16 protein-coding genes, 3 tRNA genes and 1 pseudogene are annotated in these 20493 nt (G+C 71.3%); 11 read left to right on the top strand and 9 right to left on the bottom strand.

Going from position 1 to position 20493, the window contains the following annotated elements; translation table 11 throughout:
- The first annotated feature begins 26 nt into the window (after nt 1–26).
- Both F1D61_RS00700 and F1D61_RS00695 read left to right on the top strand, forming a co-directional pair.
- The gene (locus F1D61_RS00700) at nt 27–773 is read left to right on the top strand and encodes a DUF1223 domain-containing protein (protein WP_203156087.1); all 747 of its coding nucleotides are present in this window, start codon (nt 27–29) and stop codon (nt 771–773) included.
- Nucleotides 774–859: 86 nt separating this feature from the next.
- Nucleotides 860–1897 (top strand): NADP-dependent oxidoreductase, encoded by a 1038-nt coding sequence (locus F1D61_RS00695; RefSeq protein WP_203156086.1) that lies wholly within the window; start codon nt 860–862, stop codon nt 1895–1897.
- 4 nt (nt 1898–1901) lie between these two features.
- On the opposite strand, the gene F1D61_RS00690 is transcribed toward F1D61_RS00695, so the two are convergent.
- The 3 genes from F1D61_RS00690 to F1D61_RS00680 form a co-directional block, all read right to left on the bottom strand.
- Nucleotides 1902–3146: an aminopeptidase gene (locus tag F1D61_RS00690; protein WP_203156085.1), complete on the bottom strand. Its 1245-nt coding sequence runs from the start codon at nt 3144–3146 to the stop codon at nt 1902–1904.
- 173 nt (nt 3147–3319) lie between these two features.
- Nucleotides 3320–3631 (bottom strand): DUF2218 domain-containing protein, encoded by a 312-nt coding sequence (locus tag F1D61_RS00685; RefSeq protein WP_203156084.1) that lies wholly within the window; start codon nt 3629–3631, stop codon nt 3320–3322.
- Entirely contained in the window at nt 3628–5985 is a 2358-nt protein-coding gene (locus tag F1D61_RS00680; RefSeq protein WP_203156083.1) for a xanthine dehydrogenase family protein molybdopterin-binding subunit, read from the bottom strand. Before F1D61_RS00680 ends, F1D61_RS00685 begins: the two co-directional genes overlap by 4 nt.
- Before the next feature lie 146 nt (nt 5986–6131).
- Here F1D61_RS00680 and F1D61_RS00675 point away from each other — a divergent pair, with 146 nt between their 5' ends.
- The 3 genes and pseudogenes from F1D61_RS00675 to F1D61_RS00670 all read left to right on the top strand — a co-directional run bounded on the left by F1D61_RS00675 (nt 6132) and on the right by F1D61_RS00670 (nt 8235).
- On the top strand, nt 6132–6374 hold the full coding sequence (locus F1D61_RS00675) for an acyl carrier protein (RefSeq protein WP_203156082.1): 243 nt from the start codon (nt 6132–6134) through the stop codon (nt 6372–6374).
- Nucleotides 6371–7042: pseudogene (locus tag F1D61_RS35195) on the top strand (GDSL-type esterase/lipase family protein); the annotation flags it as partial. The gene F1D61_RS00675 and the pseudogene F1D61_RS35195, both read left to right, overlap by 4 nt.
- A 26-nt stretch (nt 7043–7068) precedes the next feature.
- Nucleotides 7069–8235: an HAD-IIIC family phosphatase gene (locus tag F1D61_RS00670; protein WP_203156081.1), complete on the top strand. Its 1167-nt coding sequence runs from the start codon at nt 7069–7071 to the stop codon at nt 8233–8235.
- 6 nt (nt 8236–8241) lie between these two features.
- Here F1D61_RS00670 and F1D61_RS00665 read toward each other — a convergent pair whose 3' ends face one another.
- On the bottom strand, nt 8242–9312 hold the full coding sequence (locus F1D61_RS00665; protein WP_203156080.1) for a hypothetical protein: 1071 nt from the start codon (nt 9310–9312) through the stop codon (nt 8242–8244).
- Nucleotides 9309–10763, bottom strand: coding sequence for an FAD-binding oxidoreductase (locus F1D61_RS00660; RefSeq protein WP_203156079.1), 1455 nt, complete (start codon nt 10761–10763; stop codon nt 9309–9311). Before F1D61_RS00660 ends, F1D61_RS00665 begins: the two co-directional genes overlap by 4 nt.
- A 166-nt stretch (nt 10764–10929) precedes the next feature.
- On the opposite strand from F1D61_RS00660, the gene F1D61_RS00655 reads away from it, so the two are divergent.
- From F1D61_RS00655 to F1D61_RS00635, 5 genes are all read left to right on the top strand, one after another.
- Complete coding sequence (locus tag F1D61_RS00655) at nt 10930–11628, top strand: fumarylacetoacetate hydrolase family protein (protein ID WP_203156078.1); 699 nt, start codon at nt 10930–10932, stop codon at nt 11626–11628.
- A gap of 254 nt (nt 11629–11882) precedes the next feature.
- Nucleotides 11883–12353, top strand: coding sequence for an NUDIX domain-containing protein (locus tag F1D61_RS00650; RefSeq protein WP_203156077.1), 471 nt, complete (start codon nt 11883–11885; stop codon nt 12351–12353).
- 102 nt (nt 12354–12455) lie between these two features.
- Nucleotides 12456–12530 (top strand) — tRNA-Gly (locus tag F1D61_RS00645).
- 28 nt (nt 12531–12558) lie between these two features.
- A tRNA-Gly gene (locus tag F1D61_RS00640) sits at nt 12559–12633 on the top strand.
- 24 nt (nt 12634–12657) lie between these two features.
- Nucleotides 12658–12732 (top strand) — tRNA-Gly (locus F1D61_RS00635).
- Between the two features lie 191 nt (nt 12733–12923).
- Here the strand turns inward: F1D61_RS00635 and F1D61_RS00630 are convergent.
- From F1D61_RS00630 to F1D61_RS00615, 4 genes are all read right to left on the bottom strand, one after another.
- Nucleotides 12924–14318 (bottom strand): alginate O-acetyltransferase AlgX-related protein, encoded by a 1395-nt coding sequence (locus F1D61_RS00630; protein WP_203156076.1) that lies wholly within the window; start codon nt 14316–14318, stop codon nt 12924–12926.
- A gap of 169 nt (nt 14319–14487) precedes the next feature.
- Nucleotides 14488–14736, bottom strand: coding sequence for an acyl carrier protein (locus F1D61_RS00625; protein WP_203156075.1), 249 nt, complete (start codon nt 14734–14736; stop codon nt 14488–14490).
- Between the two features lies 1 nt (nt 14737).
- On the bottom strand, nt 14738–16528 hold the full coding sequence (locus F1D61_RS00620; protein WP_203156074.1) for an AMP-binding protein: 1791 nt from the start codon (nt 16526–16528) through the stop codon (nt 14738–14740).
- 36 nt (nt 16529–16564) lie between these two features.
- A complete protein-coding gene (locus F1D61_RS00615) occupies nt 16565–17977 on the bottom strand; it encodes a class I SAM-dependent methyltransferase (RefSeq protein ID WP_203156073.1) in 1413 nt (470 codons plus the stop codon).
- A gap of 243 nt (nt 17978–18220) precedes the next feature.
- On the opposite strand from F1D61_RS00615, the gene F1D61_RS00610 reads away from it, so the two are divergent.
- Entirely contained in the window at nt 18221–20413 is a 2193-nt protein-coding gene (locus tag F1D61_RS00610) for a hypothetical protein (RefSeq protein WP_203156072.1), read from the top strand.
- Nucleotides 20414–20493: the final 80 nt, after the last annotated feature.

The raw sequence follows: 20493 nt of genomic DNA, 5'->3' as shown, positions 1-20493 counted from the left end.
GCCGGCCGGCCGGGTGTTGATGACGCATGACGCGCGTAGCCCTCCTCCGCCTGCTCGCCGGCTTGGGTCCGGCCTGGCTCGGCCTCTCGGGGCCGGCGCATGCCGGGGAGGTGCCGCCCCGGGCGGTGGTCGAGCTTTTCACCAGCCAGGGCTGCTCGGCCTGCCCGCCGGCCGACCGGCTGGTCAACGATCTGTCGCGCGATCCGGGCGTGATCGCGCTGACCCTGCCGGTGACCTACTGGGACTATCTCGGCTGGAAGGACACGCTGGCCAGCACCTCGTTCACCGCGCGCCAGCGGGCCTATGCGAGCATGCGCGGCGACCGGCAGGTCTTCACGCCCCAGGTGGTGGTGAACGGCGCCGCGACGGTGGTCGGCTCCGACCGGGCGGCGCTCGAGCGCAGCATCCGCGATCCCGGCACCGCCGCGAGCCTGCCGGTGGCGATCCACAGCGAGATCGACCCGGACCGCATCGTGATCGATGTCGGGCCGGCACCCGAGGCCGGCCGCACCGCCGAAGTCTGGCTGCTGCCCATCGCCCGCTCCCGCGACGTCGCGATCGGGCGGGGGGAGAATCGCGGCCGTACCGTCACCTACCGCAACGTGGTGCGGGGCATGCACCATGTCGGGTCCTGGCGCGGCGCGCCGGCCCATTACGAGGTGCCCCGCACGGCGCTCAACCAGGCCGACGCCGATTCCTACGTCGTCGTGCTCCAGGCCGAGCATAACGGGCCGGGACGCATCCTCGGGGCCGCCAGGGGGCCGGGATTGTAAGAGCTTGGTTGACGTCGGCGCGAGGGATGGCGTTGTGAGCGGGATGAGCGGCACCGGACGAATGCGCCGCCAGAAGGAGACGCGCTGTGACCGGCCCGACCGATAGTCCCGCCTACACCCTGCCCGACCGCAACCACCGGGTACTGCTCGCCCGTCGGCCCGCCGGCATTCCGCAAGCGGACGATTTCAGCCTCGACGCCGTCCCGGTGCCGGAGCCGGGCCCGGGCGAGATCCTGGTGCGCAACCTCTATCTCTCGGTCGATCCGGCCCAGCGCGGCTGGGCCAGCGCCGAGGCCAACTATTCCCAGCCCGTGCCCCTCGGCGGACCGATGCGGGCGCTGGCGGTGGGCGTCGTGGTCCGCTCGAACGCACCCGACGTCACCGAGGGTGAGTTCCTGTACGGCTGGTTCGGCTGGCAGGACTACGCCGCTGTCCCGGTCTCGGCGATCTTCCGGCGCTGCCGCGAAGCGGTGCCGCTCTCGGCCCATGCCGGGCTGCTGGGCCTCAACGGGCTCACCGCCCATCTCGGGCTGACCGAGCTCGGCCGGCCGCGACCGGGGGAGACGGTGCTGGTCTCGACCGCCGCGGGCGCCGTCGGCAGCCTCGTCGGCCAGATCGCCCGCAACCTCGGCTGCCGTCCGCTCGGCCTTACCGGCGACGACGCCAAGGTCGCCCGCTGTCGCGACGCCTACGGCTATGACGCCGCCTGGAACTACCGCACCGACGACTGGGCCGCCGCCCTGCGCGAGGAGGCGCCGGAGGGGGTGAACGTCTATTTCGACAATGTCGGCGGGCCGATTCTCGATACGGCGTTGCGGCGGATGGCCGTCGGTGGCCGGATCGTCCAGTGCGGCACCGCCTCGGTGGCGAGCTGGACCGAGACGCCGACCGGCCCCCGCGTCGAGCGCGAGATCCTGACCCGGCGCCTCGTCTGGAGCGGCTTCGTGGTGCTCGACCACGCGGCGCGGTTCGAGGCGGCCATCGCCGACCTCGCCGGCTGGTATCATGAGGGCCGCATCGCCCTCGACGAGGATATCTCCGAGGGCATCGAGGCCGCCCCCGGCGCGATCGCCTCGCTCTACCGCGGCGAGAACCGCGGCAAGCGGCTCATCTACGTCGGGTGACGGGTCAGTCGACCCACTCGCCCCGGCGCATCAGCGGCTCGGACCGGCCGTCCGGCGTCACCCCGTCGACGTCGACCTCGGCCGAGCCGATCATCCAGTCGATGTGGATCAGGCTGCGGTTGGCGCCGCGTTCGGCCAGCTCCTGCTCGCTGAAAGCCGCGCCGCCGTTCACGAAGCACTTGCTGTAGGCCTGGCCCAAGGCGATGTGGCTCGCGGCGTTCTCGTCGTAGAGGGTGTTGTAGAACAGGAGCCCCGAGGCCGAGATCGGCGAGGAGGCCGGCACCAGCGCGACCTCGCCGAGGCGGCGCGCGCCCTCGTCGGTGTCGATCACCTTGGCCAGCACGTCGGCCCCGGTGCGGGCCCGCGACTCGACGATGCGGCCCTCCTGGAACCGCACCGCGATCCCGTCGATCAGAGTGCCCTGGTAGGACAGGGGCTTCGTCGCGCTGACATGGCCCTGCACCCGCATCTTGTGCGGGGTGGTGAAGACCTCCTCGGTCGGGATGTTGGCGTTGCAGACGATGCCGTTCTTCGCCGTGGTGGCGCCGCCGCACCATTCGTGGTCGTCGGCAAGGCCGACGGTCAGGTCGGTGCCGGGCCCGCGGAAATGCAGGGCGGCGTAGCGGCGGGCGTTGAGCATGGCCGTGCGGTCGCTCAAGCGTCGGTTATGCGCCTCCCAGGCGCCGACCGGATCGGGCCCGTCGACCCGCGAGGCGGCAAAGATCGCGTCCCACAGCCGGGCGACGGCCTGGTCCTCGGGGAGGTCCGGGAACACCGTGCGGGCCCAGGCCGGCGTCGCCGCCGAGACGATGGTCCAGTTGGTGGCGAAGTTGGCGATCTGCTCGAGCGCCGGCATGTAGGCCTTCGACCGGGCACGGTTGGCCCGCGCGACCTTGTCCGGGTCCTGGCCGGCGAGGAGCGACGGGTCGTCGCCCGAGATGGCGAGCCGTGCCGCACCGCTGCGATAGGCCTGCGCCATGCCCTCGTAGAGCCAGCCGGCCGCCTTGTCGAAGGCGTCGTCGTGGCCGTTCTCGAAGCGCGCCAGTGTCGCCTGGTCGTCGGCGAGCAGCGTCGTCACCACCGAGGCGCCGGCCTTGTAGGCCTGGACGGTGATGCGCCGGGCCAGCGGCAGCGCCTCGAGGGGCGCCGTCATCACCAGTTCCTGCCCGGGCCGGAGCCCGAGCCCGACCCTCACGGCGACCTCGGCGAGCCGGTCGAGGCGAGCGTCGAAGTCGGGGGCGTTCGTCATGGTGGGAGTACCTTCGGTTAAAGCGAGCGCGATCTGTCGCGCCACAATCCCAACCACGGCCTCATCCTGAGGTGCCGGAGCGAAGCGGATCCCTCCTTCGAGGCCGCGACGCGGCACCTCAGGATGAGGTCGTGGGTGGGGCGCATCCGGTCATCGGGTCAGATAGTGGGGCGTCACCCCACCCGCGTCCAGGCGATGCCGCCGAGATCCTCCCGGAAGGCGAAGCGGGCGAGGTGCTCGGCCACCACGCCCTGCATCCGGGTCAGCGCCTCCAGGTCCGGCGCCTCGACCCGCAGGGTCAGGCCCTCCGGGTCGGCCTCGGCCGTGAAGCGGCGCCCCTCCCCGAACGGCACCACGCCGCGCTCCGGTGTGAAGGTCGTCTCGGGGAACTTGTGGCTCCAGTGCTTGCACAGCTGGGTGAGATAGCGGCTGCCGTTCTCCGTCTCGACGCGGGCCTGGGCCGCCAGGGTGACGGGATCGCTCATGCGGCCTTCCCCGCGTTCTGGAGCGCCGACCAGATCACCTGCGGCGTCGCCGGCATGTTGATGTGGTGGATGCCGCGGGGACGCAGGGCATCGACGAGGGCGTTCATCACCGAGGGCAGCGAGCCGGCGCAGCCCGCCTCGCCGCAGCCCTTCACCCCGAGCGGATTGGTGGTGGCGGGCACCGCGTGGCTCTCGAAGCTCATCACCGGCGCGTCGGAGGCCCGCGGCAGGCAGTAATCCATGAACGAGCCGGTCACGAGCTGGCCCTGCTCGTCATAGGCCGTGCGCTCCATGAGCGCCTGGCCGATGCCCTGGACCACGCCGCCATGGAGCTGGCCCTCGACCAGCATCGGGTTCACCAGCGTACCGAAATCGTTGACCGTGGTGTAGCGCACCACCGCGGCCACGCCGGTCTCGGGATCGACCTCGACCTCGGCGACGTGGCAGCCGTTCGGGAAGGCCGAGGGCGATTCCTTGTGGGTATGCGCCACGTCGAGGCTTCTGGGGGCGGCCGGGTCGGGCAGGCCGGCCCGCACCCTGGCGGCGAGGTCCAGGAGGGCGATGCCCCGGTCGGTGCCCGCGATGGTGAAGCGGCCGTCGCGGAACTCGATGTCGGCGGGGCCGGCCTCCAGCACCGAAGCGGCGGCCTCGCGGCCCTTGGCGATGACGAGGTCGCCGGCCTCGACCAAAGCCGTGCCGCTCGCCATCAGCGATTTCGAGCCGCCGGTGCCGCCGCCGGCGATGAGCTGGTCGCTGTCGCCCTGGAGCAGGCGGACGCGGTCGACCGGGATGCCGAGGCGGTCGTGCAGCACCTGGGCGAAGGGCGTCAGGTGGCCCTGGCCGTAATCGAGGGTGCCGGTGACGATCGTCACCGTGCCGTCGGTCTCGAAGCGGATGCCGCCCATCTCGTTGGTCGGCGGCGCGGTGATCTCGAGGTAGTCGCCGATGCCGATGCCGCGCAAGCGGCCCCTGGCCTCGCTCTCGGCGCGACGGGCTTCAAACCCGTCCCAGTCGGCGGCCGTCAGCGCCTTGTCGAGCACGGCCGGGAAGTCGCCGCTGTCGTAGGTGAGGCCCGACGGCGCCTTGTAGGGCATGTCGGCCGGGCGGATGTGGTTGCGGCGGCGCAACTCCACCCGATCGAGGTTCATCTCGGCGGCGGCGGTGTCGATCAGCCGCTCGATGAAGTAGTTGCCCTCGGGCCGGCCGGCGCCCCGGTAGGCACCGATCGGGGTGGTGTTGGTGAACAGGCACTCCACCGCCACGTCGTAGACGGGGGTGCGGTACACGCCGACCATGTTGCGGGCGATGTTGACGGTCTGGAACAGCGGCGAGAGCGGGTTGAGATAGGCGCCCATGTTGGCGCGGCCCTTGACCCGGAAGGCGAGGAAGTTGCCTTGCGCGTCCAGCGCCAGATCCGCCGTCACCGCGACGTCGCGGCCGTGATGGTCGGACAGGAAGCTCTCGGAGCGCAGGTCGGTCCACTTCACCGGCCGGCCGAGGCGCTTGGCAGCTTCCAAGAGCGGCAAGTACTCGGGATAGACCGGGGCCTTCATGCCGAACGAGCCGCCGACATTGCCGGTGAGCACCCGCACCTTGTCGCGGGGCAGCCTCAAGACGCCCTCGGCGAGGGAGTTGCGCAGGCCGAACACGCCCTGCGAGCCGACATGCAGGGTGAAGCGGCCCTCTGCCTGATCGTGGACGCCGATGGCCGAGCGCGGCTCCATCGGGTTGATGACGAGGCGGTTGTTGAGGAGATCGAGGGAGGCGACGTGGGCCGCACGCGCGAAGGCGGCCTCGGTCGCCGCCTGGTCGCCGGTGCGGAAATCCAGCGCCAGGTTGCCGGAGGCGTCGTCGTGGAGGAGGGGGGCGCCCTCGGCGGCGGCCTCGTCAGGCGTGGTCACGACGCCCAGATCCTCGATGTCGAGCACCACGGCTTCTGCCGCGTCGCGGGCCTCGGCCAGGGTCTCGGCCACCACCAGGGCGACCGGCTCGCCGACATAGCGCACCTTGTCGATGCTCAGCGAGGGATGGTCCGGCTTGCGCATCGGCGTACCGTCCTGGTTCTTGAACGGCAGGCCGTTGGCGATCGTCCCGTAGCCGTCGAGGTCGGCGGCGGTGATGACCGTGAGCACGCCCGGCATGGCCAAAGCCGCCTGCGGATCGATGCCGCGCAAGGACCCGTGGGCGACCGGGCTGCGCACGAACACGCCGTAGGCCTGGCCGTCGAGGGCGAGATCGTCGGTATAGCGGCCCTCGCCGCGCACCAGCACGGGGTCCTCGGCCCGCGGCACCGGCTGGCCGATGCCGAATTTCTGCGGGGTGGCGAAGTCGCGGGCGTCGGGACGGGCGTTCATGCCGGGGATTCTCCGGGATTCTTGTCGGCTTGAGCTATCAACTCGGGCCGGGCATGCAAGACGCGGGCAGGCAGCCCACCCCGGCGCGCAGGGCACGGCTCGCGTGGTCGCATGGATTTCGGGTTGGACGATCGAGGGCCGAGATCATGACCGAAGAATCCGCCCTCGCGGCGCTCGCCCCGCTCTTCGAGGAGGTGTTCGGCGAGCCGGTCCCGCTCACCCCCGACCTCACCGCCGAGGATGTCGAGGGCTGGGACTCGACCCGGATGATCGAGCTCATCGTGGCGGTCGAGGCGCGCTTCGGCATCAAGCTCACCACCCGGGAGGTCGATGGCCTCCACAGCGTCGGCGACCTCGCGGCGGTGATCGCCCGCAAGGCGCCGCTTTGAGCGCCGACCTTTCCTGGCTGCCGCCGCCGCCGCCGGACTTCGCCGCCCGGATCGGCGAGGCCGAGGCCCTGCCCGACGCGGCGGCCTGGGACGCCCTGGCGGCGCTCGCCCGCACCCGCCTCGATCCGGCCCAGACCGGTCGGCTCGACCGGGCTCTGCAGCGGCGTTTCCCGTCCGGCTCCCCGGCCGGCTCGACCTGGCGCCTCGCGCTCCTCGGCTCCTCGACGCTCGCCCATCTCGCCGCCGGGATCCGGGTCGGGGCCCTGCGCCGCGACCTTCATCTCTCGGTCCACGAGGGGGCCTATGGCCAGTACCATCGGGAGATCGACGGCGAGGCCCTGCGCGCCGTCCGGCCCGATGTCGTGCTGCTCGCTCTCGACGCCGCCGACCTCCTCGGACCGAACGATCCCGATACCGGGGAGGCGGGCCTGACCGGGGCGATCGACCGGCTGAAATCCCTCTGGGCCCGGGCCCGGGCGGCGCATGGCTGCGCCCTCGTCCAGCAGACGCTGCTGCCGGTGGCCCTCCCGCTGATGGGCGGCAACGAGCACCGGATGCCGGGCTCGCTCGCCGCGCGCACCTTGCGCCTCAACGCCGCCCTGCGGGAGGCCGCGGCCGGGGAGGGCGTCGACCTCCTCGCCCTCGACGAGGCGGCGATGCGCCACGGTCTCGACGCCTGGCACGATCCGGCCCTGTGGCTGCGGGCCCGCCAGGCGGTGACGCCGGCGGCCGGCCCCTTTACGGCGACCTCGTCGCACGGCTCGTCGGCGCGCGGCTCGGCCGCTCGGCCAAGGCCCTCGTGCTCGACCTCGACGACACGCTGTGGGGCGGGACGGTCGGCGAGGACGGTCCGGCGGGAATCGTCGTCGGGCAGGGCAGCGCGCTCGGGGAATCCTTCCTCGCGCTCCAGGCTTACGCCCGCGACCTCGCGCGCCGCGGCATCGTGCTCGCGGTGTGCTCGAAGAACGATCCCGAGACGGCCCGGCTCCCCTTCGCCGAGCATCCCGACATGCTGCTGCGCCTGCCCGACTTCGCCGCCTTCGTGGCGAACTGGGACGACAAGGCGACGAACCTCCGGCGCATCGCGCAGGACCTCCGGCTCGGCCTCGACGCGCTGGTCTTCGTCGACGACAACCCGTTCGAGCGCGCGCTCGTGCGCGAGCACCTGCCGATGGTGGCGGTGCCGGAGGTGCCCGACGAGCCGGCCCTCGTCGCCCGCTGCCTCGCCGATGCCGGCTACTTTGAGGCCGTGACCCTGACGGAGGAGGATCGCGGGCGGGCCGGGGCCTATGCGCGGGACGGCGAGCGCCGGGCCCCCGGCACACCGGATTTCGGCCAGACCGACCTTGCCGGCACTCTCGCGGGGCTCGGCATGCGGCTCGTCTGGCGCCGGTTCGACGCGCTCGGGCTCCCGCGCATCGTCCAGCTCGTCAACAAGACCAACCAGTTCAACCTCACCACCCGGCGCCTGCGCGAGGCCGAGGCCGCGGCGCTGATCGACGATCCCGGCGCCGTGACGCTCCAAATGCGCCTCGTCGACCGCCTTGGCGACAACGGCGTGATCGCGGTCGTCATCGGCCGGTTCAGTGGAACCGACCTCGTCGTGGAGACCTGGCTGATGAGCTGCCGGGTGCTCGGGCGGCGGGTCGAGGAAGGCACCCTGGCGGTGCTGGCGGCCGAGGCCGCGCGCCGGGGCGCCCGGCGGCTCGTCGGGCTCTACCGGGCGAGCGGGCGCAACGGGATGGTGGCGGATCTCTATCCGCGCCTCGGCTTTGCCGCCGAGGGGGAGGGACGCTGGGTGCTCGATCTCGCCGGCTACGCGCCGCCCGCGGATCTGCCGATGGCGGTGGAGGCGGGGTGAGGCCCGTCACCCCACCCCCGGCAGGCACCCCTCCGTCACGCGCCAGTTCCGGGTCTCGACCGCGGTGCCGGCGGGGCCCGCGAGGGTCAGGCCGATCGCCGCCTCGGTCTGGCGCTTGCGGGTCTTCGTCGCGGTGTAGATCGTCTGCCAGGTGTCGCGGCAGGCAGGGTCGGCCTCGCGGCGGGCATGCGGCGCGGCGTCGACGAAGGTGAGGGCGGCCCGGGTGCCGGAGAAATCCGGGGCCAGGCGGATCTCCGCCGCGACGACGTGGAGGCGGTTGCCCCGCAAGCCGGAGACCGGGCGGGAGGCGAGGAGCGCTCCGGGTTCGGGCGCGGCGGCGTCGAGGGCGTGGCGGGCGGTCCCGGGCGCCGTGAAGAGGGGCGGGCCGTCCGGCGCCAGGGACGGGGGCTCGACCAGGCTGTGGCGGAGCGCGTAGGCCCGGCCGCAGACCGCGAGCCAGCCGGCGAGGTCGGCATCGGTCGCCGCGGCATAGGGGGCGAAATGCGGCAGCGTGCCCTCCATCAGGCCCTCGCCGCGCCAGACGACCCGGCCGGGCGGAAGCGCGCCGGCCTCGCAGACCCGCAGCAGCGTCACCGGGCCGATCGCCCTCAAGCCCGCGAGGAGGCGGCGCACCGCGCCGTCCGTCTCGCCGGGCGGTCCCTTGCGGACGAGGATCTTCTCGCCCGCCGCGATGTCGGCGAGGAGCCGGTCCTTGAGGTAGTCGACCCGGCGGATCTCCCGGTCGAGGATGTCGGCGGGCATCACGCGGGGCGCCGTGTCGCCGGTATGGTAGGCGAAGCCGTAAGCCCGGCTGTGGCAGAACAGGTAGCCGCCGGCACCGACCCGGACCTCGATGTCGTCCGGCCCGCCATACTGGGAAAACCGCGTCTCGACCGCGTGGGTCAGGTCGGCGATCGGCGCCGAGGAGAGGCGGAACAACCCGAGCGGATCGGTGCCGGCATAGCGCTGGGCGATCCCGAACTCGCAATTGTCGCCGAGGCTCTCGAAGGCGCCGAGCAGGGCGGCCGCGGTGAGGCCCGCCGGGGCCGCGGGAGCGTGACGAAACAGCGAGATCATGAGGCCGCGGCCTTGGCCGGGAATGCCGCCGGCCCGCCCTCCGCCGGGGCCAGCACCTTGCCGGGATTGAGGATCCCGTTCGGGTCGAGGGCGCCCTTGAGCCGGCGCATCAGGTCGAGGGCGACAGGGTCCTTGTAGCGGGTGAGCTCGTCGCGCTTGATCAGCCCGACGCCGTGCTCCGCGGCGATCGAGCCGTCCATGGCGTGAACGATGTCGTGGACGATGCGGTTGAAGCGCGGCCACTCGGCGAGGAAGGCCGCCTTCTCGGCCCCGACCGGCTGGGTCAGGTTGAAGTGGATGTTGCCGTCGCCGAAATGCCCGAAGGCGCAGACCCGCACCCCCGGCAGGGCCGCCTCGCAGGCGGCCGAGGCCCGCTCCAGGAACTCCGCCACCCGGGAGACCGGCACCGAGACGTCGTGCTTGATCGAGCCGCCCTCGTGGCCCTGCATCTCCGACAGGCTCTCGCGCAGGCGCCACAGGGCGGCGCCCTGTGCCTCGCTCTGTGCCAGGACCGCATCCTCGGCGAGACCGGACTCGATCAGGTCGCTCAAGGCGGCCTCCAGCTCCTCATGCGCATCGGGGCCCGGCGAGGAGACCTCGACGAGGGCGTAGGAACGATGGTCGCCGGACAGCGGGCGCACGGCGCCGGGCAGGTGGCGCAACACCACCTCCAGGGGGAAGCGCGGCACGTATTCGAAGGCGGTGAGCCGCGGCCCGAGCCGGTCGCGCAAGGTCCCGAAGGCGTCGAGCGCGGCGCGCGCGGAAGCCAGGCCCAGGAAGGCGGTCGCCTTCGAGACGGGCTTGGGGTGCAGCCGCAGCACGGCGGCCGTGATGATGCCGAGCGTCCCTTCCGAGCCGACGAAGAGGTTCTTGAGGTCGTAGCCGGAATTGTCCTTGCGCAAGGCGCGCAGCCCGTTCCAGACCTGACCGTCCGCCAGCACGACCTCGAGGCCGAGCGTCAGCTCGCGGGCATTGCCGTAGGCGAGCACCGCCGTGCCGCCGGCATTGGTGGCGAGGTTGCCGCCGATCCGGCACGAGCCCTCGGAGGCGAGCGACAGCGGGAACAGCATGCCCGCCGCGTCGGCCGCCGCCTGGACGTTGGCGAGCACGCAGCCGGCCTCGACCGTGATCGTGGCATCCAGCGGATCGACCGCCCGCACCCGGTCGAGGCGAGACAGCGAGATCACCACGCCGCCATACGGCACGCCGCCGCCGACGAGGCCGGTATTGCCGCCATGCGCCACCACCGGCACCCGCGCCGCGGCGCAGGCTCCGACCGCGAAGGCGACCTCCGCGGTGTCGCGCGGGCGCACCACCGCCAGCGCCTCCCCGCGATAGAGGCCGCGGGTCTCGGCGAGGTGGGGGGCGATGTCGGTCGCGGCGGTGAGGACGTGCGCGGGCCCGAGGCGGGCGCTGAGCGTGTCGAGGAGGCTGTGGGTCACGGGGAGCATGATCCTGCTGTCTCGGGCGATGCGCCTGCAGGGGAGGGGGTTCGCGACGGGGCGGGATGGCGCCGTGCGGAACCGCCCTCTAGATACAGGTCGGCCGGGCCCTTTTCCAAGATGCGCGGCCCTTCGCGAAACTTCGCCCGAGACAGCAGGCCCGAGACAGCACCTCATGCTCTCCGTGATCCCGAACCCGCCGCGCACCGCGCTCCCGATCCAAGGCACCGACGACCTGTTTCCCGTGCGCCGGGTCTACTGCGTCGGGCGCAACTACGCCGCCCATGCGCGCGAGATGGGCGCCGACCCGACCCGCGAGCCGCCGTTCTTCTTCATGAAACCCGCCGACGCGCTCCAGGTGGTGGCCGAGGGCGAGACGGTGGAGCATCCCTATCCGCCCAAGACCGGGAACTACCACCACGAGGTCGAGCTGGTGGTGGCGCTCGCCAAGGGCGGCCGCGACATCCCGGTCAACCAAGCTCTCGACCACGTCTACGGTTATGCGGTCGGCCTCGACATGACCCGCCGCGACCTCCAGGACGACGCCAAGGGTTTGCGCCGCCCCTGGGAACTCGGCAAGGCCTCGGATTTCTCGGGTCCGGTCGGCACGCTCAAGCCCGCCTCCGTGATCGGCCACCCGGACAAGGGCGCGATCACCCTCTCCGTCGACGGCGCGGTCCGCCAGAAGGGCGACCTCTCGGACATGATCTGGTCGGTGGCCGAGCAGATCGCCTACCTGTCGACCTTCTTCGTCCTGGAGCCCGGCGACGTGATCTTCGCCGGCACGCCGGAGGGCGTCGGCGCGGTCACCCGCGGCCAGACCATGGTCGGGACGATCGCGGGCGTCGGCGAGATCCGGCTGACGGTGGTCTGACACCGATGGCCCAAGATGCTGACGCATCGGGCCATTGAGCCATCTCGAATTTTCCATGCCAAGCCAGAGACTTGACGAAAATTCGAGAACGGAACCAAAGGTCGTTTCCAATGACCGTTGGTCTGACGCCGTCGCGTCTTCGGACTTGATCCGAAGACGCCGGCTGAGCCCGGAAGGGCGCCGGCGCTGATGCGCCGAACGCCTCGCCATCGACCCGTCGATGGTGAGCACACGGAGACTGAGGAGACTGCGGGATGACGCGCCGACAGGCCCTGCTGATGCGGGGCGCCCACCTCGTCTGGCGCTTCACCCGCGGGATGACCCTCGGGGTGCGCGGGGCGGCGATCGATCCGGAGAACCGGGTCTGCCTCGTGCGCCACACCTACATGCAGGGCTGGCACCTGCCGGGCGGCGGCGTCGAGCCGGGCGAGACCGCCCTCGACGCCATGACCCGGGAATTCCGCGAGGAGACCGGGATCGTCCTCGACGCGGGCGCCACGCCCGCCCTGCACGGCTTCTACTTCAACAACCGCTCCTCGCGGCGCGACCACGTCGCGCTCTACGTCGCCCGTGCCTTCACGGTGCCGGTGCCGAAGCGCCCCGACCGCGAGATCGCCGAAGCCGCCTTCTTCCCCCTCGACGCCCCGCCGCCGGAGACGACCCCGGCGACCCGGGCGCGGCTCACGGAAATCCGCGACGGGCTGCCGCCCGCCGCGACCTGGTAGCGAGTGCCCGAAGCCGGCTCTCCAACCCCTTGCGCTTCCCGGCGGAATGGTGTTTATGCCGCTCATCGGCGCCGCCACGGTGACGCCGACGGAAAACAGCGAGCGGGTGTAGCTCAGGGGTAGAGCACAACCTTGCCAAGGTTGGGGTCGAGGGTTCGAATCCCTTCGCCCGCTCCAGTTTTTCCATGAGGCCGAACGAATTCGAGCGGGTGTAGCTCAGGGGTAGAGCACAACCTTGCCAAGGTTGGGGTCGAGGGTTCGAATCCCTTCGCCCGCTCCAAATTCGATCGGCTCGACAATGTGAGCGGGTGTAGCTCAGGGGTAGAGCACAACCTTGCCAAGGTTGGGGTCGAGGGTTCGAATCCCTTCGCCCGCTCCATGTTGTCCCGCGACGATCAAGCCAGACACAGCATCGAGCGCCGACGAACCGGGCGACGACCTGATCGGACGATCGGGTTCGCGAAACCGGCAGCGAGCCCATCACGGGCTTTGCCCATCCGGCTTGCGAGGACAGATCGGTAGTGCGGAGGCCGGCGCGCCGTCCGCGCGCCGGTCGGGGGCGAACGCCGTCTAGTCCGCCGCCTCGAAGCCCCCGGCCCTGAACGCCTCCGCGCTGCCGGCGAAATCGCCGAGAGCGTGGCGGGCCATGCCCAGGTGATACCAGGACGGGCTGTGGGCCGGTGCCCCGGCCACCGCGGCCTCGAGATAGGGCAGGGCCTCGGTGGCATGACCCATCGTCAGCAGCCACTCGCCGGCCTGGTGCTGCAGATGGGCGTTGCCCGGCTGGTGGCGCAGGGCCCGCCTCATGCAGCCGATCGCCTCGTCGCGCCGGCCGAGGGCCCAGAGGGCGTAACCCTCGAGGGCGAGCAGGAACCGGTCCGGCGGACGCGTCGCGTCCTCGCAGCAGGCGAGCGCACCGGCCGGGTCGCCGGAATGCAGCCGCGCCTCGGCGAGGTTGTGGACGAGGTGGTCGTCCTCGTCGAGGGCCGACGCCTTCTGCGCCGCCTCCAGGGCCTCGGCCCAGTTCCCCATCCGCAGGGCTTGCCGGGCGCGGCGGGTGTGACGCCGGGCCGGGCCGTCGATCTGCGTCTCGAGGAAGGTCTGGCGCCAGCTGCGCAGGTTCCAGTCGCTCAGGGGCTGGGGGGCGTAGAACAGCGCCCGCTCGGCGATCTGCACGATGACGAGGTCGGGTGCCAGATCCGCCACGAGGTCGTCGGGGAGGGCATTCGACGGCGAGATGTAGGTGGTCTCGGCGAAGGTCCGGCTCAGGAACGGCGACAGGAACGACGTGAAGGAATCGCGCACCACGAGGGCGCGTCCGCGCCCGCCGGCGCAGCGATGCTGCTGGAAATTGTATTCCCGGTCGTCGAACGTCTCGACCGTGACCTCGACATCGGGCCCCGTGATCTCCGTCTGCTGGACCAGTCCCTTGCGCTCGGGGCTGACATGGACGCCGAGATCGCCGAAGGACGGCTTGTCGCGGTAGGAGATCCGCTCGGCCGGGATCGGCGTCAGGCCGAGATGCGCCGGAGCCGCCGCGACCAGCGCCCGGTAGACCCGGTAGGCCGCGAAGTTCGTCCAATGCGAATCGACGTCGTAGTAGAGCGGCACCGCGCCCTTCGCCCGGCGCAGCAGCCCGGCTCCGTCGACCGCCCGGATGCCGATCTGCCGCAGGGCCTCGGTAAGGCGCTCGGCGGCGCTCGGACGGTCCTGCGCGCAGCCCTCGGGGAGGAGCTCGTCGTAGATGCTCGCCTTCTCCGGCGCCACCACGACGACGAGGCCGATGTTGCGGGCGGACAGCCGCTCCTGGCGGGCGCGGAACGTCTCGCGCAGGAGCGCCAGGGTGTGGCGCGACCACTCGGTCAGGTCCGCCCCCGCCTGCAGCGGCTGGGCACCGTCGTAGCGCTCGAGGAAGAGGTACCCTTCCCGTCCCTCGACGACCGACAGGTTCGATCCGGCCAACACGCTGTTTCTCCGCCGTGATGCCCGTGAGGGCGTGATTCATGCCGTTGCGAGGGGCACGGGCACGAGGCCCGCGCCCGCTCCCGTCACACGATGTCCGCCTGATCGCCTCGCGATGCGGAAGCCGGCCGCGCTCGCGTATGGTGGGCCGGAGGCTCCACCGGGCGGCGTCTCAGACCCGGGCGCTCGCGATCTCGGCCACCGCGGCGGACAGCTCGCCCACCGTGGCGGTCTCCGCCGCGACGGCCTCGGGAATATGGATGCCGAAGGCATTCTGGATCCGGATCATCAGGACGGTGTGGGACAGGGAGTCCCAGCCGTCGATGTCGTCCGCGACGGTGTCGTCGGTCACGACGTCGACGGGGACGTCGAAGGTCTCGGCGATGATGGCGCGCAGGGCCTCGTTCACGTCTCTCGTCATCTCATCCTCTCGCGGTCGTGTGCTCGGCCCGGTAGCGGGCCAGGTTCTCCGAGCGGCTGATCTTTCCGCTGCTCGTCTTAGTGAGCCAGCCGGGATCGACGAGGTGGACGCTGCGGACCGTCAGCTCGAGACGGTCGAAGATCGCCCGCTTGATGGCACGCTTGAGCGCCTTCCGCGCCGCCTCGTCGACGGTCCGGGTCTCCGCCAGGACGACGACGTCCTCGCTGCCGACCTCCTCGTTCGCCACCCCGACGGCGACCGCCCGCCCCGGCACCACGCCGGCCTCGGCCGACACGACCTCCTCGATGTCGTGGGCGTAGTAGTTGCGGCCGTGGACGATGATCACGTCCTTGATCCGGCCGCTGATGAACAGCTCGCCCCCGTCGATGAAGCCGATGTCGCCGGTGCGGTACCAGCCGTCCGCCAGGGCGGCGGCGGTGGCGGCCGGATCCTCGTAGTAGCCCGAGAACACGATGCTGCCGCGCACCGCGATCTCGCCGACGGGCGCGCCTTCGCCGCCCGGCGCGGCGGCGCCCGCCAGGATCCGGACCTCGACGCCCTCGAGGGGAGGGCCGTTGGAGACCAGGGCGCGCGCCCCCGGATGGTCCGGTGCGACGGCGATGGCACGGCCCTTCGTCCCGAGCGGTTCAGCGGCGTAGAACCGCACCGCCTCGTGCCGGAGCGGGTCCGATTGCGAGACGGCGAAGCCCGTCTCCGCCATGGCGTAGCAGGCGGTCAGTTGCTCGGGCCGGATCCCGAATCCCGCGAAGGCCTCGGCGAAGTCGCGCAGCGACGCGCTCTTCACCGGCTCCGAGCAGCTCACGAACGCGTCCATGCTGTCGAGCCGGTAGCGCCGGCCGCCCGCCTCTTCCCGCGGGACCGTGTTCACGAGGTGGCGGAAGGCGAAGTTCGGCAGCCAGCAATGCGTGCCGCGGAAGCGCTCGATCAGCTCGAACAGGCTCGCCGGCCGCCCGACCCAGGCGAAGGCATCCATCGAGACCACCGCCGCCCCGACCGTCAGCGGGATCAGGAAGGCCGTGAACAGGCCCATGTCGTGGTAGTAGGGCAGCCAGCTCACCACGGTGCTGTCCGGCCCGAGCCCGATCGCCGGGGCGTAGGCCGTCGCCTGGGCCTCGATCTGCCCGAAGGTGAGCTCCACCCCCTTCTTCAGGCCGGTCGTCCCCGAGGAGTGCTGCAGCAGCGCCGTGTCCCCCGGCCCGGGCAGCGGGCCCGGCACAGCCCCGGGATCCCCGGCGGAGAGTTCGTCGATGAGGAGCACCTTCGTGCCGAACCCGGCGCACAGGGCCTCGAGGTCGCCGGCGATCTCCGGGTAGGTGACGATCACCGCCGGGCGGATGCGCCGGATGAGGGCGGCGTGGGATTTCCAGTACAGGACCGGATCCTGCTTGGGCGTCGGGAACGCCATGAAGGACGGCACGAGACCGGCCATCATGGTGCCGAGATAGGCCGGCAGCTGGACCGGGTGGTGCTTGAGGAACAGCAGCACCACCCGCGAGAGCGGGGCCTCCTGCGGGGCCGGGGCCCCGGCGACCGCCCGCGACAGGGTGACGGCGACGCGCTCGGCGAGGGCCTGGACGTCCGCGAAGGTCAGGACGCTGTAGCGCTCGTCCTGATGGTGGATCAGGCACGGCTTGTCCGGCGTGCGGCGCGCATGGCGCGCGAGCCGGTCGAGGAGCGTGGCCGCGGGATCGGTCTGGACCGGCCGGTCGGCCTCGAGGGTGCGCGTGGTCCAGGCCGCGGCCGGGACGGGCGCGCGCGTGACGACGTTCATCGCGGGATCTCCGGTGCTGCGTTCGGGCGGGTGGGATCAGGCGCGGCGCCGCAGAACGGCCATGTCCTGGTAGCCGATCGCGCTCGGGACGATGTCGACGACATCCAGGTGCCGCGACCACACGCTCCGCGTGTACTGCTCGGTATGGTGGGTGTTGCGGTAGTAGGAATCGTCCCCGATCTTGCCGTCGAGGGCCGGGTCGTGCTGGCTGTCGTCGAATCCGCCCTTGGTCCAGGCCCGCCACCAATCCGGGCTGCGGTGCACCGAGGAGTAGGCCGTCGCCGCCGGACCCGCGAAGGTGATGAGCGCGACGCCCTCGGGCTTGAGCAGGCGGGCGATCTCGGCGAGCCAGGCATCCTGCGCCTCGGCCGTGAGATGGGTCATCACGGAGATGCCGAAAATCCCGTCGAACCGGCCCTCCGGCAGGGCCGTCGGCGGCAGGAGCGGCACCGTGACGAACCGGCCGTCGAGGTGGCGGGCGCACCAGCCCGCATTCTCGGCATCGACGTCGGCGCCGGTGATCCGGGCCTCGGGCCAGTTCTGGATGAAGTGCCGGCCCACCCGGCCGTGCCCGCAGCCCCAGTCGAGGATCTCGACCCCGGGCCGGCGCCGGACCCCGTAATGGGCGAACAGGGCTTCGATGGTCCGGAACGTGCCGTAGCCGGTCATCGTCACGCTCTGGTCGGACGACCAGGTCTGGACGCGGGTCAGCTGGTTGGCGTCCCGCGGGAAGCAGATCGCGGAGTCGAGCCGCGACGGGATGGAGACCCGCCGGCGTGCCCGGCGCACCGCCTCCGGCATCGCCTCGAGGCCGTCATCCATGCCCGGATAGGTGAACTCGAACCAGAACGGGTCGCTGCCGGGCCGGCACGCCGGCAGGTCGATCGTCAGGATGAAGCTCGAGAGCTCGCCGTTGGGCCAGTACCAGAAATGATTCCCGATGTCCGGCGCCCGTTGGGGGTAGTCGAACGTGTAGGCCACGCCGTGGTCGAGGCGCACCGAGAGACGGCCGGGGTCGCCGTCGGGCGGCAGGTGGAAGCCCGACACCGTGAGGCGGGCGCCGTCGAACCGCATCCACGGCACCGAGAACATCGGACGGTCGTACACCGCGTGGACGCTCCGCGCGTCGAGCCCGTGGCCGTTGCGGCGCGTGTCCGGGGCGACGTCGAGGTGACCGAGCAGGGCCGCGCCGTCGAGGACCTCCAGCCGGACCGTCCGGTCGGCGGGGACGTTCGGCAGTAACGGCAGGTCGGCCGTGAAGGCACCGCCGGCCGGGTCGGCCGCCACCGGGACCGTCGCCCAATTCACCCCGTCGCAGCGCAGGCCGACCCGGCCCGGGTGATCCGCGCCGGGCGGGAACCGTCCCGTGACGCGGCCGGGCGGCACGGCGGACAGGGAAAGACGATCGGCGTCGGCAAGCGGCGCACGCGCAGCGGATGAGCCAGTCATGGGCCTTCCATCGGTGGTTGCGTGCTTAGGGATTAGTTGTATTTGTTAGGGTGTGCAACCATCAATCGTCGCGCGTCTCGGGACGGGGAGCGGGATCGGAGCGCCGGGCCGGCATCATGTGACCAAATGATCACAACTTGAGATTGTGGTCAGGAAACCGCGAAAAGGTCTGGTGCGCCCCTCCGAATCAGTTGCATACATCGTAAACCACACTCGATGGTTGCAATGACCGGGAGCCTCGTGATGCAGCTTGAGCCTAAGGACGTCTTGGCCACACTGTTTCCCTCTGCCGAGGGACAAGACGTCACGAGCGCCGCGCTCGCGCCGCGGGCACCCGTCGCGGTCGTATCGGCTCCACTGCCCGGGGATGCGAGGGACCTGCAGCAGGGGCGCCGGCGCTACCTGGCGCTCGGCGAGCGGAGCCGTCACGACATCGCGGCCTGCTTCGACAGGGATCTGGCCTCCCGCCGCCTCGGCGGGCTTCCCGCCGGCACCGATCCGCTCGAGGCCTATTTCGCCGCTCCGGCCGGGATGCGTCCGAGCCCGAATCCCTTCTTCGACGAGGAATGGTACCTCGAGGCGAACGGCGATGTGTGCGAGGCGGTCGAGCGGGGAGAGGTCCATTCCGGCTTCGTCCATTTCGTGGACTACGGATTGCGGGAGGGGCGCCCCCCGAACCCGGCCATGGCGCTCTCCCTCGGCGAGGCGCCCCCGGGGTCGCCGCTCGCCGCCTCGGCGTTCGACGCCGAGGCCTACATGGCCCTCTTCCCGGTGGTGCGCCGGTTCATCGACAGCTTCCCGATCGTCGACAGCTTCACCTTCTACCAGCTCTTCGGCCAGCGGATGGGCCACACGCCTCTCAACGCGCACCGCAATGCGGCCGACCTGTTCGAGGCGGTCCTGCTGAACGAGTTCGACCACGCCTACTACGCGGCGACCTACCTGAACGCGGATGCCGGCCCGCACGAGGCGCTGGCGCATTACCGGGATATCGGCGCGCGGAGCGGCAACAACCCGAATCCCGACTTCGACGAAATGTGGTATCGGACCTTCTACGGCGACGTGAACGCGGCGTTCAAGGCCGGGGACATCAAGTCCGGGTACCATCACTACGTCATGAGCGGAAAGAGCGAGCATCGCCGTCCCAAGCATGATTTGAGCTATGCTCTCGAATGCAGGATGGCGGGCGTCACCCAACCGCAACTGATCCAGCGGGCCGAGGATATCGAGCGCCGGATGGAGGCGATTCCCTGCCGGGTGGTGCCGGGCGAGCCCCGGACCTGGTTCTGCCTGCCGACGCTCAACCCCGACATCAGCTTCGGCGGCTACAAGGCCGTGTTCGAGCTGATCAAGGCGACGGCGCGCACCGGCCGCCGGATCGGCATCTTCATCACCGACGACCCGGTCGTCGGCACCGATTACTTCGCCCATCGAGAGCGCGACCGCGAACTCGTCTCCGTCGTGACGCAGGCGGCCTACGTCAACCGCAAGGCCAGCCCGTCGATCAGCATCACGCCCGATGACACCTTCGTCGTCTACTCGGTCTGGGACGGCTACGTGGTCCAGCCCTTCCTGCGCAAGACCTGGGCGAAGCGGTTCCTGCTGCTCGCACAGGAACACGAATCGATCTTCTACGAGTGCGGCTCGACGCGGGCGCTGACCGACGAAGCCTACCGCCTGGACCACGTGCCGCTGTACAACAGCCGCTTCCTGTCGAAGTATTTCCGGGCGCGCGAGATCGGACCGTTCGCCGATGTCGGTTCGGGGCGCGGGCGCACGGCGCCGCGCGAGGGGAGGGACTTCTTCGTCTTCGAGCACGTCCCGACCCGCCTGAAGCTCCAGCCGACCCGCGACCGGGAGACCCGCACCCTCGCGCTCTATGCCCGCCCGGAGATGCATGCGGCGCGCAACCTGTTCGAGCTGGCCTATCTCGCCCTGCGCCGGCTCTGCGCCGAGGGTCTGTTCGACGAAAGGTGGCGGTTCGTCGGCCTGGGCAGCCTGCGCCAGGACCACGTCCTGCCCCTGAGCCCGGGGCACCAGCTCGAGATGGTTCAGAAGATGCCGCTCGAGGCCTATGAGCGTTTCATGGGCAGCATCGACGTCGGCGTCAGCCTGATGCTCGCGCCGCATCCGAGCGTGGTGCCGTTCGAGTTCGCGGCGACCGGCGCCGTCGTGGTCACCAACACGTACGAGAATCGGTCGGAGCGCGACCTGCAGGGTGTCTGTCGCAACATCGTGCCGTGCCAGCCGACGCTCGAAGGCGTCGAGGCGGCTCTCCGGACGGCGGTGATCCGGGCCGAGGACTTCGAGACCCGCGCGCGCCAGCGCCTGGTCCTGCCGGACCTATCCTGGGCCCAGACCTTCGACGGGCTCTTCCTCGACGCGGTCTACGGCTCGCTGACCGGTCACCAGCCGGTACGGATGGCGGCGGAATAGGTCGCCGGGCGGCTTTGCCTCCTCGAGGCGCGCACGAACCTCGAGCCGCCGAGGGCGGGCCGGGGCCCGGCGACCTTCCT

This window comes from Methylobacterium aquaticum, from assembly GCF_016804325.1.
Classification (GTDB): Bacteria; Pseudomonadota; Alphaproteobacteria; order Rhizobiales; family Beijerinckiaceae; genus Methylobacterium; species Methylobacterium aquaticum_C.
Note: the sequence above shows the minus strand (reverse complement) of the source record. Positions and strands in the feature narration are given on the sequence as shown.

Coding starts and splice junctions, on each gene's coding strand:
- F1D61_RS00700 (WP_203156087.1), top strand. CDS start 27: ATGACGCGCGTAGCCCTCCTCCGCCTGCTCGCCGGCTTGGGTCCGGCC.
- F1D61_RS00690 (WP_203156085.1), bottom strand. CDS start 3,146: ATGACGAACGCCCCCGACTTCGACGCTCGCCTCGACCGGCTCGCCGAG.
- F1D61_RS00685 (WP_203156084.1), bottom strand. CDS start 3,631: ATGAGCGATCCCGTCACCCTGGCGGCCCAGGCCCGCGTCGAGACGGAG.
- F1D61_RS00680 (WP_203156083.1), bottom strand. CDS start 5,985: ATGAACGCCCGTCCCGACGCCCGCGACTTCGCCACCCCGCAGAAATTC.
- F1D61_RS00675 (WP_203156082.1), top strand. CDS start 6,132: ATGACCGAAGAATCCGCCCTCGCGGCGCTCGCCCCGCTCTTCGAGGAG.
- F1D61_RS00665 (WP_203156080.1), bottom strand. CDS start 9,312: ATGATCTCGCTGTTTCGTCACGCTCCCGCGGCCCCGGCGGGCCTCACC.
- F1D61_RS00660 (WP_203156079.1), bottom strand. CDS start 10,763: ATGCTCCCCGTGACCCACAGCCTCCTCGACACGCTCAGCGCCCGCCTC.
- F1D61_RS00655 (WP_203156078.1), top strand. CDS start 10,930: ATGCTCTCCGTGATCCCGAACCCGCCGCGCACCGCGCTCCCGATCCAA.
- F1D61_RS00650 (WP_203156077.1), top strand. CDS start 11,883: ATGACGCGCCGACAGGCCCTGCTGATGCGGGGCGCCCACCTCGTCTGG.
- F1D61_RS00625 (WP_203156075.1), bottom strand. CDS start 14,736: ATGACGAGAGACGTGAACGAGGCCCTGCGCGCCATCATCGCCGAGACC.
- F1D61_RS00620 (WP_203156074.1), bottom strand. CDS start 16,528: ATGAACGTCGTCACGCGCGCGCCCGTCCCGGCCGCGGCCTGGACCACG.
- F1D61_RS00615 (WP_203156073.1), bottom strand. CDS start 17,977: ATGACTGGCTCATCCGCTGCGCGTGCGCCGCTTGCCGACGCCGATCGT.
- F1D61_RS00610 (WP_203156072.1), top strand. CDS start 18,221: ATGCAGCTTGAGCCTAAGGACGTCTTGGCCACACTGTTTCCCTCTGCC.